Here is a 16,448-nt window from a genome sequence, read left to right on the forward strand (position 1 = left end):
CTTGCCGTGAGTGAGCGCTCCGCAAGAATGACGGTCTTGACCTTTTGCGGCGCGTTGTTCAAACGACATTCCTGTAGTTTGGGAGCGTGCCGTGATTCCGTTTGAAGTCCTGTCTGTGTTTTTTCTCGCCGCGATTGCTCTGGGGCTTGCGCCTGGGCCGGACAATATCTTCGTCCTTACGCAATCAGCGCTTTATGGGCGTGTTGCGGGGTTGGTCGTGACGTTGGGGCTCTGCACCGGCCTGATCGTCCACACCGCAGCCGTCGCGCTTGGTGTCGCTGCGATATTCGAAACGTCGGAGCTCGCCTTCACACTTCTGAAGATCGTCGGAGCGGGCTATCTTCTTTATCTTGCATTTCAGGCCTTTCGGGCAGGCAAATCGGATCTTCCGACAGGAAACGGTCCCTCCCTGTCGACATTTGCGCTCTACCGGCGCGGCATTGTGATGAACGTGACCAATCCGAAGGTTGCCATTTTCTTTCTCGCCTTCCTGCCGCAATTTGCCGATCCGGCCAGAGGCTCCGTTCCACTTCAGATCCTGTTATTCGGTGTGGTCTTCATCATCGCGACCATTCTTGTCTTTGCCGCGATCGCTCTGGGAGGAGGCGTGTTGGGTGGGGTTTTGCGTCGTTCCGGTCGTGCCCAGATCTGGCTCAACCGGCTCGCAGGAACGGTGTTTGTCGGTCTGGCTGTCCGGTTGGCAATCGCCGAGCGTTGAACGAGACATTTTCCTGCGCCTCCCCAGTGGACGGTTTCGTGCCGAACGGGCAAGCGCAGAAAATGCGGTCTGCTTAAATCGCCTGAAGTGTGTAGACCGAGAACCAGCCGTTAACGTCGCTGTCCTGGTCCAGTACCCGCCAGCCACCGTGATTGGCGATCTCTGTAAAGGCTTCCTCGCTGTATTTGTGCGAATTCTCCGTATGGATCGTCTCGCCTTCGCGAAACGGAAATTCGACACCGTCGACAACCACAGTCTGGTCAATCGAGCTTTCCAGGTGCATTTCGATGCGGCTGTCCTCTGTGTTCCAGACTGCCTGATGGGTAAACCGTGCAAGGTCGATGTTTGCACCAAGCTGTCTGTTGATCCGCTGAAGCAGATTCTGGTTGAAGGCCGCCGTTACTCCCGCTGGATCGTCATAGGCCTCTACAAGAACTTCCTTCTGTTTCGGCCTGTCGACGCCAACGATCATGGTAGCTTGCGGCATGGCCGAACGGATGTTCTTCAATAGGTTTGCAGCTTCATGTCTTTCGAAGTTGCCGATCGTGGAGCCGGGAAAGAAAACCAGAACCGGCAACTCCGGCAGCAGCGGGAGCTTGCCGAGTGGTTGGGTGAAGTCGGCAGCCACCGGAATGACGGCGAGGGAGGGATAGGCGCGACGCACCCGCTCAGCGGCGTCCTTCAGGTGATTGGCCGAAATGTCTATGGGCATATAGACCGACAGGTCGGAAAATGCATCGAGCAACAGATTTGTCTTGCGGCTGGATCCGCTTCCCAGCTCGACCATGGCTCCACGTGCACCGGGCAATCTGGCGTACTGCTTTACCTGCTTTTCCAGAATGGAGAGCTCGGTACGGGTCGGATAATAGGCATCGAGCTCGGTGATCGCTTCAAAAAGATGCGAGCCGACGTCGTCATAAAGCCATTTGCTGCTGATGGTCTTCTGCGGCTTTTTCAGTCCGTTGAGAATATCGGAGCGGAAGGTGTCGTCTTGAGCGACAGGAGGCATGTGTTTGGTCATAGATCAGCTGCCAATCTTAGGCCCAGCATCTGCCAGCGCTGGTGCGGATAGAAGAACGTGCGATAGGAAGAACGCATTTGAAGCCCAGGCGTTGCACAGGAACCTCCACGAAGGACCATCTGGTTCACCATGAACTTGCCGTTGTATTCGCCAATCGCCCCTTCAGGCGGCGTGAAGCCCGGGTAGGGTGAAAAGGCGCTGCTGGTCCATTGCCAGACGTCACCCCACAGGCCGGATCTGCGGCCGAAGGGCATGTAGTGACCGCTTTCCAGGAAATTGCCTTCAATTGTGGTCGGTTCTGCCGCAGCTTCCCATTCCGCTTCAGTTGGCAGGCGGTGTCCGCTCCAGCGGGCAAAGGCATCCGCTTCATAATAGCTGACATGAACAACCGGTGCGGACAGGTCGACAGGGCGAGGTCCCTGCAAGGTATAGGTCCACCAGGATCCTTCCTGTTTCCACCAGTAGAGCGGCGAATCCCAGCCGTTCTGTTCCCGAACCGCCCATCCTTCCATCAGCCATAACGTCTGGTTCTCGTAGCCGCCGTCTTCCATGAATGCGATCCATTCGCCATTGGTGACGAGCTGATCACAAAGCCGGTAAGGATCCAGCCAAACCTTGTGCCGCGGGCCTTCACAGTCATAGGCAAAGCCGTCGCCATCATGCCCGATTTCCAGAAGTCCGCCGTCGTAGCTGGTCCAGCTTCTCTCGGGCTTCAAAGGAATGTCGACGGGTCTTGATTCAAAGAAGGCGGGTAGAAGTGGGTTATGCGAAAAGGCATGAAGAAGGTCGGTTACCAGCAATTCCTGATGCTGCATCTCATGATGGCATCCGAGTGTGATCAAGGCCTCCAGCTGGTCGCGCTCCAGGGCAAATGCGCCGCGCGACAGGCCGTCGCGCATAGCCTCTTCCACGTGGGAGCGATAGTCGCGGACCTCCGGAACGGTCGGGCGTGAAAGCAGTCCTCTCTTGGATCGTGTGTGTCGCGGCCCGGCCTGGACGTAATAAGAATTGAACAGGATGGCGAAGCGCTCGTCCTTCGGTCGATACCCAGGCAGGGAGGGTTTTAGAATGAATTCCTCAAAAAACCAGGTTGTATGTGCCAGGTGCCATTTGGGAGGACTCGCGTCTTCCATGGATTGAAGGCCCATGTCCTCGTCGTTCAGGGGCGCAACCAGGTGCTCTGTCTGTGCCCTTACCGAGTTGAACAGGCTGGCTGTCGAAGAAGCCGGAGCAGGCTCCGTTTGCCCATCTGGATAGATCATAGATTTCCCTCCACCAAGATACCGGATGCAGTGCCTCCAACCGGTCCTGTGATTGCCGCCAGGCGGCTAGAACGTAAGCGGGGATGAGGGGATTCCAATGAAGGGAATTGCACCGCGGTGGTGCAGAAATGCGCCACCCTGGTCTGTCGTTCTGGTTTGTTGATTAAGCAAAACAAAGTTTCGTAAATCAGCATTCTAAGTCCTCAGGTGATGGAAAGTCGTCAATCCCTTGTTTTGCAACGCGCAAAGGGCAGCCTTTCGGGGGCTGAGGCACCCGTTCAGCCAGCTGTGAACCTAGAAGATCCTTCCTGACAACTGCCTGTCAGGATTGTAGGTGGTGTTGGTTCACATTGACGTGAGGACATTGGCGGATCGTTTGTGCGCAAGTCTTCGGATTCTGCCGGATGCCGAATTGAGGCAAGGAAGTCGCGGAAGCGCGTCGCCAGAATTCAGCCGTTGACCAATTAGGTCGTTTGTCCTAAATAAGAAATTAGGGCAACTGTCCTAATGTGCATTTTGGTTCGAAAATGAGGAGCAATGAGGCATGCGGGCAGCAAGCAAACGCCAGCAGATCGTCGATGCGGCCGACGAGTTGTTTTACAATCGGGGATTTGCTCAGACGTCCTTTGCGGACATTGCCGCCGCAGTGAAGATTTCACGAGGCAATTTCTACTATCACTTCAAAACCAAGGACGAGATCCTCGACGCGGTCATCGAAAAGCGTCTGACGGATCGGGAAAACCTCCTTGGAAAGTGGGATGAGACCTCAGATGACCCGATGCAGCGCATCGTGTGCTTCATCAGGATTGTGATCGTCAATCAGGCGAAGATCATGGCTTATGGCTGTCCTGTCGGTACGCTCACAGCCGAACTCACCAAGCTTGACCACACATCAAAGGACAAGGCCAACGAGATCATGGCTTTGTTCCGGGATTGGCTGACCCGCCAGTTCGAAGAACTCGGCTTTCTGGCTGAAGCGCCCAGACATGCTCTGCACGTTTTGAGCTGGAGCCAGGGCGTTGCGACCCTGGCACAGGCCTTCAAGGACGAAGAATTCGTCAAACGGGAAGTGGACCAGATTGTTCAGTGGCTGGCCGATGTTTCGCACGCCGGAACCGCAAATCACTGAAATCAATAAAACGCAGTTTTCCAACTCGACTGGAGGAATAGATGTTTGTTGTCACATTGAAGTTTTCTGAAAACAAGGCCCGTGCAGGTGAGTTGATGGATGGGCATAAGAGCTGGATCCAAAAAGGCTTTGAAAGCGGTCTGTTTCTGATGGTGGGCAGCCTGCAGCCAAACATGGGTGGTGGCATCTTTGCTCACAACACCTCTCGCGAGGAGCTTGAAGACTTCGTCGCGAAAGATCCGTTTGTGGCTGAAAATGTGGTAACCGCCGAGATCCTGGAGATCACTCCTGCAAGGCTCGATGACAGGCTTGAGTTCCTGGCGGCTTGAGCTGGAGCAGGGGAGAAGCGTCCGGGGGCAATTTCTGTGATGCCTCTCCGATCAACACGTCTCTTTGTCAAGCAAGGCGTTTCGTTCGATGGGACGACAAGCGTTTAACACAAAAAAAAGCGCCCCGAACCGGGGCGCTTTTGATTGCAAAATATGTTCGAAACTTACTGAACACGCGGGAACAGTGTTTCGATCTCACCCAGCTCGCTATTGCCCTGGAGTTTGTCCAGTTCCGGTTTCCAGGGGCGTGTGATTTCCGGCGCGTTCAGCATCTTGAGTGCTTTTTCTGCAGACGTCGGAATGACCTGGGTCAGTGCTTCCATGACGACGCGAAGGCAGTCAAGCGTCACATAAATCACCGTCTGGCAGCGTTCCCTGGTTTCTTCGTTCTTGATGAGATCCCAGGGAGCCTGCTCGGCGAAATAGTTGTTCATCTCGTCGGCAACGGTGATGATCGACTGCATGCGAGCCGGAATGTCGGCAAGATTGATCCATTCACCCATGCCGGACGTTGCCTCAAGCACGGACTTGCGGATCGCCTCGTCTTCAGCCGAAAGCGCGCCTGGAGCAGGTACAGTGCCGTCGAACCGGGCCTTTGAGAACTTGGCCGCGCGTGACAGCAGGTTGCCGATCTTGTTGCCCAGCTCGCTGTTATAGCTCTGCGTGATCAGGTCAACGGAGATCTGGCTGTCACTGTCGGCGCGCATGTTGCGGGCTAGGTACCAGCGCAGGGCGTCGACACCGAGCTTCTCGATGACTTCAATCGGATCGACAACATTGCCGATGGATTTCGACATTTTCACACCACCGGCGCCGACCCAGTGGCTGTGCACTGAAAGCTTCTTTGGCAACGGCAGGCCAGCGGCCATAAGCATGATTGGCCAATAGACGCCATGCGGCTTCAGGATGTCCTTGCCGATCAAGTGCTCACACTCGGCCCACCAAGCCTCATAGCCTTCCTCAGGCCAATCGATGTTGGTCAGGTAGTTGGCCAGCGCATCAAACCAGACATAGGTGACGAATTCCGGGTCGAAAGGCAGATCGACACCAAGGGTCACACGGGTCTTGGGCCGCGAGATGCAAAGATCTTCCAGAGGCTCTGCCAGCATCTGCTTCAGTTCGTTGCGGAACGCTTCCGGCTGAACAAAGTCCGGATTGTCGGCAATATGCTGCAGCAGCTTTTCCCGGTAGGGTTCCATCTTCAGGAAGTAGTTCGTCTCGTCCGTCTGCTCCACCTTCATGGTGGGATGCAACGGGCACTGTCCTTCCTCGGTGAGGTCGGACTCTTTCTTGAACTCTTCGCAGCCCTTGCAGTACGTGCCGGTATACTGCTTCTTGACGATCAGACCCTTGTCGAAGATCGACTGCTCCATTCCGGCAACCGCCGTCTTGTGACCCTCGCGGCTGGTGCGCACGAAATAGTCGTAGGCGATCCCGAGACGGTCAAACACATCCCGGAACTCCTTGCCACGCATGTCGAGGAATTCCTCGACCGACATATCAAGATCTGCTGCGGCTTCCTGGTTCTTCTGGCCATGCTCGTCCACGCCGGTGGACAGCATCAGCTCATATCCGAGAGCCTCACGGTTACGCTTCAGGATGTCGGCCATGACGGACGTAAAAGCGTGACCGATATGCGGAGAACCGTTGACGTAGTAGATCGGGGTCGTGATGTAGCTTTTCATCCAAACGCTTTCGAAATTTTGGAGCGGAAATAAGTCTGTAATGACTTACCAATTCAGCTCTGCTGATCCGCCGACAATGAAGTTCAAGCTATATTTCACACTCGCTTCGCCAAGAAAAGCCCCAGCGTTGCGAAAAGGCCAGCCAGGAAGGTCCGCTTCAGATCAGTTTTCGAACTGTAGCGGCGAATTCCGCTGCCGCCTTGTCAAAATCTGCGTGGGCGTTTTCCAGATCCTGTTTGGCACGCACGGTCTCCTCGCGGTTGAGCCAGTTGATGAAAGCAACATCATCGATCTCATCGAGTTCGTAGTCCACTGGATCCCCGTCAGAACCCGGCGGAGAAACATCGATGGTTGCGTTCTTGAACCAGAAGTTTGCACAGGTTGTGAGAGCGCCTTGCGTTTTTTTGAATTTCTCCAACAGCGGCTCCAGCAGGTCCTGATGTCTGTCCGGGATGCCGATCACGTTTAAGACCTCGTCCGCAGTCAAGAATTTCTCGATCCGCTTGTCCAGAAAGCCAACATAGGCCGGAAAAAGCCGTTTGCTCCCGAACAGGCGCGACCTGATCATTCCTGCGTGATCAAAAGGATCAATGATCGCAACAACAGACCGGCGAATATAATGGCGCTGGGATTCCAGTTCATGCTCAATAAGACCCAGGGCCGCCCTGCGCCCTAGTTTCCCAGGCATGAGTCTGGCCAGGTTCAGTTTCATTTACCCAACCAACCAGATCCCACCCAACACAAACAGTGCCAGAAAGACGGTCTGCGTCACCACCATCCAGATTGCCGGACCTCCGACTTCCAGAATTTTGGGGATGGAAGTTTTCATGCCGACCGCCGCAATGGCCGCCAAAAGTGCCCATCGTGATACCTGACCGGCCATGTCCTTGATCATTTCCGGGATCAGGCCGAAGGAGTTGAAGGCCGCAAGGACCAGGAAGGCCACCACAAAGGCTGGCATGATTGGTGGACGGGCAGATCCGGGTTCCGTTCCCTTGCGCAGGATCAGGGCAGCGATCAGGACGATGGGTGCCAGCATGGTGACACGGATAAGCTTCACCAGCGTGGAAAGATCGCCGGTTTCCTCCGAAATCGAAAATCCGGCACCGACCACCTGAGCGACATCGTGGATCGTGCCGCCCAGAAAAACGCCCGTCTCGTCGATCGACAGACCCAGATTGCTGGTCAGGATCGGGTAGACGATCATCGCCAGCGTGGAGAGAACCGTCACCGTGATGACCGTGAATGCGAGATCACGCTCCGCGTGATCCCGCTTGGGCAGGATCGAACCGATCGCCATGGCGGCGGATGCTCCGCAAATCGCGACCGCGCCGCCAGAGAGAAATGAAAACAACCTGTCCCGGCCGAAAAGGCCACCGACCAGAAGCGAGAACCCGATTGTCGCCAGGACACCGACGATGACAAGAAGCAGAAACGGCAGGCCGAGTGCCTGAACCATTTCCACACTGATACGCACTCCGAGCAGAGCAACCCCGACGCGCAGCAATGTCCGGGCGGAAAAGGCGATGCCCTCGGCGGTGCGTTGTTCCTCCGACAGGAAGTTGAGCGGCATGCCAAGCAGGATCGCCATAAGCATGGCCGGTGCGCCGTAGTGCTCGTTCAGGAATTGTGCAGAGATGGCGACAAGTCCGGCAATCGCCATTCCGGGAAACAGCTGATTTGCCCGGTCTTTCAATGGTTCAACCATTTTGTTTCCTTAAGTTCTGGTCATCGGTCGACCGGCAGCCCGCTTGGAACCTTGTCCGGAATGCCGAAAGGTGGGTCGGCAACCGAAGAAGTGCCGGTGAGTGCCTTCAGAAAGGCCACCAGATCCGAGATTTCCTCGTCAGATAGATCGATAGGGGTAATGTCCCGGGAAAGGACTTGCCGTGCCATCTCACGTTTGTCTTTCCAGACTACAAAGTCAATGGCTTCCAGCCAGGGAGCTGGGGGCAGGGCGGCCAGTTGCGGGCGCCAGCTTTGAAGCATGGTTTCCGGGTCCAGGTGATGGCGCACGATACCTTCCAGCGTCGGGTAAGCGCCGTTGTGGCCGTATGGAGCCGTCAGTTCGACATTGCGCAGCATGGGCGTTCGAAACCGATAGGCATCTTCCAGGCGGTCGCTTTCGCCCATCCGCCCGACATCGCGTACCATCGGATCGAAGCGCCGGGTGCGCCCAGGGCCGAATGGCGGCAGGCCGAGAGCATGGAACTTCTGGTCGCTGAGCAGGTTTCCGGAATGGCAACCGGAGCACCCTGCCTTTCCATAAAAGAGATCAAGGCCGCGCCTCTGATCAGCTGAAAGTGCGGAGTTGTCACCCATAAGGAAACGGTCGAACGGACTGTCGAAGCTCGTCCATTCCATCGCCTGAAAGGCAGCAAGGGCATTAGCGACTTCCGCAATCGTCACCTGCTCGGGCGTGTCGATGTGATCGAATGCCTCGACGAACATCTCGCCGTATTCCGGGACAACGCGAACCCGCTTTGCCAGGATCGGCCAGGAGGCGTCGATCCGGTCATGGACAGCTCCGGCAATCTCGTTTTCCTTGGGATTGCCCGCCATCTCGAACTGGGCCACCAGAGGGAAGATGGCTTGTGCGGCCAGAAGTGAGTTGAGGCCATCCGGCAACCATTCCTCTGCTGGCGAGTTGAAGCCGTTTTCATAAGTGTCCGCGATGGAAAGGCGACCATCGTGAAACAGGGTGTGAAGTTCTTTTGCGCCTAAATTCCAAAGGCCTGGAGCGTTTCTCGGAATCCTTTTCTTAATCCGGTTGCTGTCAACAAGAGCGGTTCGTTTCAGGCCCAGGCCTTCTCCACCTTCACCGATCCCCAACGACAGGCGATCTCCGGTGCCAAGCGTTGGATGATGGCAGGTTGCACACGCAATATTTCTGTTACCGGACAGGATCTTGTCGTAAAAAAGAAGCTGACCGAGCGCCGCCTGTTTCCGGTCGAACGCGATAAAGTCGTCCTGCGTCAAGGGCGCAGGCAAATCTGCAGAATAAGCAGATGCGGAAAAGGCGAAAATGAGAGGGAACGACCAAAGCCTATGAAGAAGATGCTGACCGCTGCTGTCCTTGGCCTCACACTTTTGAGCACGCCCGCTTTTTCCGAGATCGAAGAGGCGCGCGACATGATGGAGGCCGGCAAGTTCGATGAAGCGATGAAGGAGCTTTGGCCAGCGGCGCGTTCCGGCAATGCCGACGCCGAAGAGCTGATCGGTGTCATGTACGCCATGGGCCTCGGCGTGGAACGCGACGACCTGCGCGCATTCGAATGGTATTTGCGCAGCGCCATGAAAGGGCACCCGGGCGCCCAGTCCGGTGTCGGCTGGTACTATGAAGTCGGCCGTGGCATGCCGGCACCCGATCTCGTGCGCGCTTACATGTGGTACACGCTGTCGGCGATTGGCGGCGACCCGGATGCTGCGATCTCTCTGGAGGAGGTCGTCAAGAAAATGACCAAGGAAGAGATTGAGAAGGCGCATATTCTGGTCGATGACTACAAGGTCTGGATGTATCCGTTCAGGTGATCTGGCGGACGACGGGTTCTGATCGGTTCAAGGCTCTCGATCTGGAGCGTTGAACGAATGAGAACAGAAAACAAGTGAGAATAATTGAGAGCCCGGCCTTGGCCGGGCTCTCCTGTTTTCAAACCATATCAGTTCAGGTCAGCACTGCGGCTGCCATTAACGGAGGTTTCTGCTTCGGCAACAGCTTCTTCAAGTGCACCGAAAATCTCGCCGCCGCGGTTTACGTTTTCCTTGAACCAGTCATAGACCGGTGCCGCTGCTTCCTTGAAGGCAGCTTTCTGTTCCGGGGTTGGAACATAAAGGTCACCACCACCGGCAACGAAGTCTTCGTAGGCCTGGATGGATTTGCGCTTCGGAGAAGCAAAGGTGGCTTGCTGCAGGGCATAGAAGCCATCAACGACAACCCGGCGCAGGTCTTCCGGCATGGACAGGAACTTCTCGTTGTTCATCCACCAAAGCGCTCCCATGTAGGCATGGCCGTCAAGGGTGACGTATTGCAGACCTGCATCCGGGAATTTCATGCCCATGATGTCGGTGATGCCGTTCTTGGAACCTTCGACAACGCCGGTCTGGAAGGAGGTGAACAGCTCCGGCCACGGGATCGGGGTCGGGGACGCGCCAAGGGACTTGACCAGTTCCTGCGGAAGGTCGGCAACCACGGTGCGGATCTTCAGGCCTTCCATATCGGACGGGGTCGCGATCCGGCGCTTGGTGTTGGCAAAGTTCCGCCAGCCGCCGGTATTGCCGATGGTCATCAAGCGGATGGAATTGTCGGAATCTTCGAGCGCCATTGTGCGCATCGTGCGGACGAAGTCGCCGGACAGGACATGTTCCGCGATCCGGTCGTCGGACATCATGTAAGGCAGGTCGAGAACCTGAACATACGGGAAGATGCCCGATGCCCCGCCGGATGTGGAGATGTAGATATCGATTGCACCGCCAGCAACGCCCTGGAGACATTCCGCACCGTTGGAGCAAAGCTGGGTTCCGATGAAGAGCTCGACTTCGATGGCGCCGTTGGATGCGGCTTCGACGAAGTTCTTGAACACGACAAGACCGTCATAGTCCTCGTCGTTTTCGTTGGAGTTGGCCGTTGCGCGCAACGTATAGTCTGCGGCAACAGCGCTCACCGCGGATCCGGCGAGCATCGCCGCGACGGTGAGCGATTTCAGTGCAGTCTTGAGCATTAGGTACCTCCCTTTAAAAGCTCAGAATCAGTTGGCAAATCCGGTCCAACGCGGGATCGTCATTGAAAGTGCCGGGATGTAGGTGATCAGGAAGATCACCGCGATCTCCACCGCCAGGAACGGCAGAATTGCCTTGGCAATGGTTTCCACCCGTTCCTTGGAAACCGAAGCGGCGACGAACAGAACCAGTCCCATTGGCGGCGTTGCCAATCCGATGGTCAGGTTCACGCTCATGATGATGGCAAAGTGAATCGGGTCGACACCCATGGACGTGAAGATCGGCCCAAGGATCGGGCCCAGAATGATGATTGCCGGACCCGCATCCAGAAACATGCCGACCACGAAAAGCAGCAGGTTGATCAGGAACAGAAGGATCAACGGGTTGTCAGACAGGGTCAGAACGAAATCGGCCATGATTTCGGGAGCGTGGCTCAGGCTGACGACCGTCTTGAACGCCATCGCCGCGCCGACCAGCAGCAGGACCACGGCTGATGTGATGCCTGCGCGGTTCAGAACACCCGGAATCTCGTTGGGCTTGAGTGAATGAAGCACAAAGAACCCGATGATCAGTGCATAGGCAACTGCAACAGCCGCAGCCTCTGTCGGTGTGAAGACGCCCAGCAGGATTCCGCCCAGAATGATGATCGGTGTCTGCAGGGGCGCGACGGCCTTCTTACACACGATGCGGAAATCACTGGAAACTGCGCCCCGCAGGCTCAGAAGCAGGAAGTGTGACAGCACCATCATGACGAGGAGCAGAAGCAGCGTGACCGTGGTCGAGAAAGCGGCAAACCCCAGGGCATTCGCGGCAAGCACAGCAAGAACTGTTCCCAGTCCGGCAAGGTTGATCCGCAGAACGACAAACGAGAACCAGAACTCGACCGGTGCCATTGACTGGCCCGGATTGACGATCCTTTGCGCTTTGGGCAGGTCGTATTTGTCCGCCATGAAACGAACCATGAGCATCAGGCCGACACCGACCATGACACCGGGAACGATGCCAGCCAGAAACAGCGCTGCAACGCTCTCACCCATGACATAGGCGTAGATGATCATGATGCCGGAGGGCGGGATGATTGGTCCGATGACAGAACTGGCGGCCGTGACAGCGGCCGCAAAGCGACGGGTATAGCCTTGCTTTTCCATCGCCGGAATCAGCATGGAACCGAGCGCGGAAGTGTCGGCGACAGCAGATCCCGACAGCCCGGCAAAGAGCATCGACGACAGGATGTTCACATGGGCGAGACCGCCGCGCAGATGTCCCATCAGCGCCTGGCTGAATTCGACAAGACGCATGGTAATGCCGCCCTTGTTCATCAGCTCGCCCGCAAGCATGAAGAACGGAATCGCCATCAGAGGAAAGCTGTCCATGCCGTTGTAAACGTTGCGGTAAAGCAAAGTGATGTCACGTTCCTGACCGTTCAGCCACAAAAGAAGACCGGGTGCGGCCAGTAGGCCGAAAAACACCGGCAGTCCGATCATCAGGAAAACGAGAAAGACGGGAAGAAACCAGATCAGCATCAGTCAGCTCCCGCCATGTCTACATCCGGAAGTGCCGGCAGGCGCTCGGTACCGCCAAACGTGGAAACGAGGTTTCGCAGGATCAGTTCGATATTCACCAGCGTGAGCAGGATCACGCCGACAAAGATCGACATCATCATCCAGCTTCGCGGAACACGGATCCATTCGGTCAGGGAGACGTTGCCGGGGACATAAAGAGATGCGGTTGCAAATTTGCCGCCGAAACCGGTCACTTCCGCGTATCCGATCTGAACCGCGATGACGAGCACGGCCAGAGAAACCACGAGGAGGAAGAGGGAGAGCAGGCTGCCCAGAACGCGAGGAAGCGCCTGGCCAAGCATGTCGATGGCGACGAAGCCACCACGGCGAAAGGCTGTCGGCGCCATCAGGCCGGTCATCCAGAGCATGCAGAAGCGCGCGGCTTCATCCGGCCACGGAAGGGCATTGTTCAGGACGTAGCGAAACACGACCTGAATCAGGATTGCGACAACCATCAAGGCGACGGCTACGATTCCAATCGCACGGCCAATGCGCAAAAGATGCGAATTGACGAAGGCGAGCGGTGACAAGACCGCCAGCAAAATGCCCATACGGGCCCCTCCCAAGTTTCCTTCGAAACGGAGCACCTCTTCGCCCCGTTTTCCGTCTCTACTTCGGGGCGATTTGCCCGAGCTTTCCTGCGAAAAATGTGAGCGCGTCTCCCGTACGCATCTCAGCTTGCGTGACCTGTCCGAGCACGATCAGGTGGTCGCCGCCTTCATAGGCGGCGAACCGTTTGCACTCGAAACGGGCCAGGCAATTCTCGATCAGCGGAACTCCATTGTGGTCAACCGTGTGTGGCAGCTGATCGAAGGCATGGGCGTTTCGCACAAATCCGTTGCACACCTCTGCCTGATGGTGGCTGAGGACGTGAATGGCGTAATGCTCGGCATCTTCGAAATACCGGAACCGGCGTGAGCCCTTGTCCGGCATCCACAAGACCAATGGCGGATCCAGCGACACGGACGAAAAGCTGTTCGCGGTTATTCCCACGGGACCATCCGCTGAATCGGTGGTGACCACGGTCACTCCGGTTGCGAAGCGGCCGAAGGCATCCCGCAGAAGCCGGGTGTTGTCCGAGTCCGGAGAAAAGGTCAGTGGATGATTGGCATTTTGCATGGTCATCAAGGCACCTCGTTCCCAAGGGCGGCTTCATAGAGCCGGTACCAGGTTTCGCGATCCAGAGAGACTTTCAGAGCGTCCGAGATCTTCGCGATCCGCTCCAGGTTGTTCGTGCCGAGCACCGGCAGCAGTTTTGCCGGGTGGGCAAGAAGGAAGGCAACGGCAACCGCAGACCGGTCAACACCGAACGATCCGGCGATCTCGTCCATGACGCCGCCCAGCTTGCCCCCTTCGGAAATCAGCGAGCCGCCCCCAAGCGGAGACCAGGCCATCAGTTTGGTTCCGATCCGCTGGTGGAAAGCCAGATCGCCGTTGGTGAAGAGTGAGATTTCCTTCAGGCTGATCTCGATCTGGTTCGTCACCAGTTGGTTGCTCATCGCCGACTGGAGCAGTTCCCAATCCCAGGGGCGGAAATTTGACACGCCGATATTCTTCACCTTGCCGGCTTTGACAAGGTCATCAAGCACCGCTCCGGTTTCATGGTGGTCCATGAAAGGATCGGGGCGATGGATCAGCAAAAGGTCGATGTTTTCGATCCCCATATCGGCGAGGGACTGGTCGACCGCTCTTTCAATATGGGTTCTGGACGTGTCGTAGTGTTTCACCTTGGCATCGGCATACCGTCCCATGGGCGCAACGATGTCGCATTTGGTAACGATTTCCATCCGGTCGCGAAGTGACGGATTGGCTTTCAACGCGCCGCCAAGAACGGCTTCGGCTGCATATCCGCCATAGATATCGGCCTGGTCGAACGTCGTGATGCCCTGCTCAAGGCAGGTCTGGATTTTCTGCTCCACGTAAGCAGGGGAGGTGTCGGTGTCGTCGCCGAGCCGCCACATGCCATAGATCAGGCGGGAAAACTCCAGAGTTTCGGATAGTCTGACGCGCTCCATTAGCGGCGAACTCCATTGCCAAGCGGGGTTGCGGGTGTTTCGGCCGGAACGCGGCCATATGCATGCGGAAGCGAGCAGGTCTTCAGGTTTGGCAACACGCGTGCACCAAAATGCTTTGCTTCTTCCTCATGCGGATAACCGGAGAAGATGAAGGCCCGGATGCCCATCTTCTGGTAGGCCTCGATCTTGGACATGACCTGATCGGTCGATCCGACAAGAGCAGCACCGCAGCCGGATCGCGCCCGGCCGACGCCGGTCCAGAGGTTTGGTTCGATGTAGCCGTATTCGTCGGCAATCTCGCGGTTCTTGGACTGGTGGCTGACACCGAGGGACTTGGCGTCAAGCGCCCGTTCACGAATTGCGGTTCCCTGGTCGTCATCCAGTTTGGAGACGATGTAGTCCGCATATTCCTGCGCTTCCTTTTCAGTGTCGCGCACGATCATGTGGACACGCAGGCCATAGTCCAGCGTTCGGTCGTACTTCTCGGCAACGGCATGGACGGCCTTCATGCGGCCTTCCAGTTCCTCGATCTTTTCCGGCCACATCAGATAGACGTCGCAATGCTGTCCGCAAAGCTCAAGCGCTGCCGGGGAGTAACCGCCGAAATAGAGCAAGGGTCCGCCGGTCTGATAGGGACGCGCGGGATCGGTGGTGAGGTTCTTGAAGTTGTAGATCTCGCCTTCGTAGTTGATCTCGTCCTGTGTCCAGGCCTGCTTCAGGATTTCAACCACTTCACGCGAGCGCTGGTAGCGGTAGCCGCTGTCAGCCTGTTCGCCCGGAAAGTCGGAGGAAATGATGTTTACCGTCAAGCGGCCCTGCAGCATGTGATCAAGCGTCGCGATGGTGCGCGCCAACATGATCGGTTGCATCTCACCGCAGCGAACGGCCGCCAGCAGGTTGATCTTTTCGGTGATCGGGGCACAGCCGGCGACAAATGAAAGAGTGTCCTGGCCGACCTGGTAGGATGACGGGCAAAGAATATTGCGAAAGCCCTGAGCCTCCGCAGTCTTCACGATCGAAGAACAGTGTTCCCATGACGAACGCAGGCGGCCTTCGGGAACCCCCAGAAACTGATAGTCGTCGGAGCAAAGCGCGGCGAACCAGGAAACTTCCGCTGCATCTAAATCCGGCGATGTCACTGGGACAATGGTCATGAAATACCTCCCTGGGTTTCATTTATTTTCGAATGGCTTCACTTTGCCTTCGATTTCTTCTTGCTTATCACCCGATTTGATGTAAATCAATAGTGTATCAATTTTTGACGAAAGACAACCGGTACGCCATGCAATCCGCTTCTCAGACCTCCAGCGCATTGCCGCTTTATGTGCAGATAAGCGAGCTTTTGATTAGGGATATTGCCGCCGGGCGGCTGATCGACGGGGAGCGTTTGCCGCCTGAAAGAGAGATGGCGGAAGAGCTGGGTATCTCGATCGGAACGCTCCGCAAGGCGCTGGCGGATCTTACGGAAAAAGGCTTACTTGAGCGCATCCAGGGGTCGGGAAACTACATACGCCAAGGCGGGACCAATGAAAGCGTCTACGCGATGTTCCGTCTGGAGCTGCTTTCGGGCGGCGGCTTGCCACGCGCCGACATTCTGAATGTCAAAAGAATGTCGAAACCGGACGACCTGCCGGCCTTCGGGACAAGCGACGAGGGCACCCGTATCCGGCGTCTCAGATATCTCAATGACGTCATGATCGCGGTCGAGGAAATCTGGCTCGATGGCGATTCCGGGATCGTGAAGCAGGAGTTGCTGTCTGATTCCCTCTACCGGTTCTATCAAAAACAGCTGGGTTTCTGGATTGTCAGAGCGGAAGACCGGGTAACGATCAAGGATGTGCCCGACTGGGCACCGGACAGTTTCTCCAAAGCGCCGGGAACGATCACCGGTTACATAGAGCGGTTCAGTTGGGCCGACCGGCCCAAGCCGGTCGAGTACTCGCGAACCTGGTTTGATACCGACAAGGCGCATTACGTACAGCGATTGAAATAGACGGGGCATAAGACCCCA

The 16,448-nt window shown here is 56.6% G+C and carries 17 protein-coding genes; 5 read left to right on the plus strand and 12 right to left on the minus strand.

Going from position 1 to position 16,448, the window contains the following annotated elements; all coding sequences use genetic code 11:
- Positions 1 to 91 precede the first annotated feature (91 nt).
- Entirely contained in the window at positions 92 to 718 is a 627-nt protein-coding gene (locus tag ABLO27_RS01505; RefSeq protein WP_353030016.1) for a LysE family translocator, read from the plus strand.
- A 73-nt stretch (positions 719 to 791) separates the two neighbouring features.
- Here the strand turns inward: ABLO27_RS01505 and egtD are convergent, their stop codons facing one another.
- Positions 792 to 1,739: an L-histidine N(alpha)-methyltransferase gene (gene egtD / locus ABLO27_RS01510; RefSeq protein ID WP_353030017.1), complete on the minus strand. Its 948-nt coding sequence runs from the start codon at positions 1,737 to 1,739 to the stop codon at positions 792 to 794.
- Positions 1,736 to 3,001, minus strand: a complete 1,266-nt coding sequence (gene egtB, locus ABLO27_RS01515) for an ergothioneine biosynthesis protein EgtB (protein WP_353030018.1) — start codon at positions 2,999 to 3,001, stop codon at positions 1,736 to 1,738. Before egtB ends, egtD begins: the two co-directional genes overlap by 4 nt.
- 544 nt (positions 3,002 to 3,545) lie before the next feature.
- Between egtB and ABLO27_RS01520 the strand changes: the two genes are divergently transcribed.
- Together ABLO27_RS01520 and ABLO27_RS01525 are read left to right on the plus strand one after the other, a co-directional pair.
- On the plus strand, positions 3,546 to 4,130 hold the full coding sequence (locus ABLO27_RS01520) for a TetR/AcrR family transcriptional regulator (RefSeq protein WP_353030019.1): 585 nt from the start codon (positions 3,546 to 3,548) through the stop codon (positions 4,128 to 4,130).
- Between the two features lie 41 nt (positions 4,131 to 4,171).
- Positions 4,172 to 4,459, plus strand: a complete 288-nt coding sequence (locus ABLO27_RS01525) for a YciI family protein (RefSeq protein WP_353030020.1) — start codon at positions 4,172 to 4,174, stop codon at positions 4,457 to 4,459.
- 164 nt (positions 4,460 to 4,623) lie between these two features.
- Here the strand turns inward: ABLO27_RS01525 and metG are convergent, their stop codons facing one another.
- From metG to ABLO27_RS01545, 4 genes are all read right to left on the minus strand, one after another.
- On the minus strand, positions 4,624 to 6,144 hold the full coding sequence (gene metG, locus ABLO27_RS01530) for a methionine--tRNA ligase (RefSeq protein WP_353030021.1): 1,521 nt from the start codon (positions 6,142 to 6,144) through the stop codon (positions 4,624 to 4,626).
- Positions 6,145 to 6,301: 157 nt separating this feature from the next.
- Positions 6,302 to 6,832 carry a hypothetical protein gene (locus ABLO27_RS01535; protein ID WP_353030022.1) on the minus strand — a complete coding sequence of 177 codons (531 nt, stop codon included), beginning with the start codon at positions 6,830 to 6,832 and terminating at the stop codon, positions 6,302 to 6,304.
- A 24-nt stretch (positions 6,833 to 6,856) separates the two neighbouring features.
- A complete protein-coding gene (locus ABLO27_RS01540) occupies positions 6,857 to 7,852 on the minus strand; it encodes a YeiH family protein (RefSeq protein WP_353030023.1) in 996 nt (331 codons plus the stop codon).
- Positions 7,853 to 7,872: 20 nt separating this feature from the next.
- The gene (locus tag ABLO27_RS01545) at positions 7,873 to 9,123 is read right to left on the minus strand and encodes a cytochrome-c peroxidase (RefSeq protein WP_353030024.1); all 1,251 of its coding nucleotides are present in this window, start codon (positions 9,121 to 9,123) and stop codon (positions 7,873 to 7,875) included.
- A 69-nt stretch (positions 9,124 to 9,192) separates the two neighbouring features.
- Between ABLO27_RS01545 and ABLO27_RS01550 the strand changes: the two genes are divergently transcribed.
- Positions 9,193 to 9,675 (plus strand): tetratricopeptide repeat protein, encoded by a 483-nt coding sequence (locus ABLO27_RS01550; RefSeq protein ID WP_353030025.1) that lies wholly within the window; start codon positions 9,193 to 9,195, stop codon positions 9,673 to 9,675.
- Positions 9,676 to 9,803: 128 nt separating this feature from the next.
- Here ABLO27_RS01550 and dctP read toward each other — a convergent pair whose 3' ends face one another.
- The 6 genes from dctP to ABLO27_RS01580 are packed head-to-tail and all read right to left on the minus strand — an operon-like array spanning position 9,804 to position 15,591.
- Positions 9,804 to 10,862 (minus strand): TRAP transporter substrate-binding protein DctP, encoded by a 1,059-nt coding sequence (gene dctP, locus ABLO27_RS01555; protein ID WP_353030026.1) that lies wholly within the window; start codon positions 10,860 to 10,862, stop codon positions 9,804 to 9,806.
- A 27-nt stretch (positions 10,863 to 10,889) separates the two neighbouring features.
- The gene (locus ABLO27_RS01560; RefSeq protein WP_353030027.1) at positions 10,890 to 12,383 is read right to left on the minus strand and encodes a TRAP transporter large permease; all 1,494 of its coding nucleotides are present in this window, start codon (positions 12,381 to 12,383) and stop codon (positions 10,890 to 10,892) included.
- The gene (locus ABLO27_RS01565) at positions 12,383 to 12,973 is read right to left on the minus strand and encodes a TRAP transporter small permease (protein WP_353030028.1); all 591 of its coding nucleotides are present in this window, start codon (positions 12,971 to 12,973) and stop codon (positions 12,383 to 12,385) included. The genes ABLO27_RS01560 and ABLO27_RS01565 overlap by 1 nt, the downstream gene beginning before the upstream one ends.
- Before the next feature lie 58 nt (positions 12,974 to 13,031).
- Positions 13,032 to 13,547, minus strand: a complete 516-nt coding sequence (locus ABLO27_RS01570; protein WP_353030029.1) for a flavin reductase family protein — start codon at positions 13,545 to 13,547, stop codon at positions 13,032 to 13,034.
- On the minus strand, positions 13,547 to 14,437 hold the full coding sequence (locus tag ABLO27_RS01575; protein ID WP_353030030.1) for an aldo/keto reductase: 891 nt from the start codon (positions 14,435 to 14,437) through the stop codon (positions 13,547 to 13,549). The genes ABLO27_RS01570 and ABLO27_RS01575 overlap by 1 nt, the downstream gene beginning before the upstream one ends.
- Positions 14,437 to 15,591 (minus strand): LLM class flavin-dependent oxidoreductase, encoded by a 1,155-nt coding sequence (locus ABLO27_RS01580; RefSeq protein ID WP_353030031.1) that lies wholly within the window; start codon positions 15,589 to 15,591, stop codon positions 14,437 to 14,439. The genes ABLO27_RS01575 and ABLO27_RS01580 overlap by 1 nt, the downstream gene beginning before the upstream one ends.
- Before the next feature lie 128 nt (positions 15,592 to 15,719).
- Between ABLO27_RS01580 and ABLO27_RS01585 the strand changes: the two genes are divergently transcribed.
- The gene (locus ABLO27_RS01585) at positions 15,720 to 16,430 is read left to right on the plus strand and encodes a GntR family transcriptional regulator (RefSeq protein WP_353030032.1); all 711 of its coding nucleotides are present in this window, start codon (positions 15,720 to 15,722) and stop codon (positions 16,428 to 16,430) included.
- Positions 16,431 to 16,448 lie beyond the last annotated feature (18 nt).

The organism is Roseibium sp. SCP15, assembly GCF_040329435.1.
Taxonomy (GTDB): domain Bacteria; phylum Pseudomonadota; class Alphaproteobacteria; order Rhizobiales; family Stappiaceae; genus Roseibium.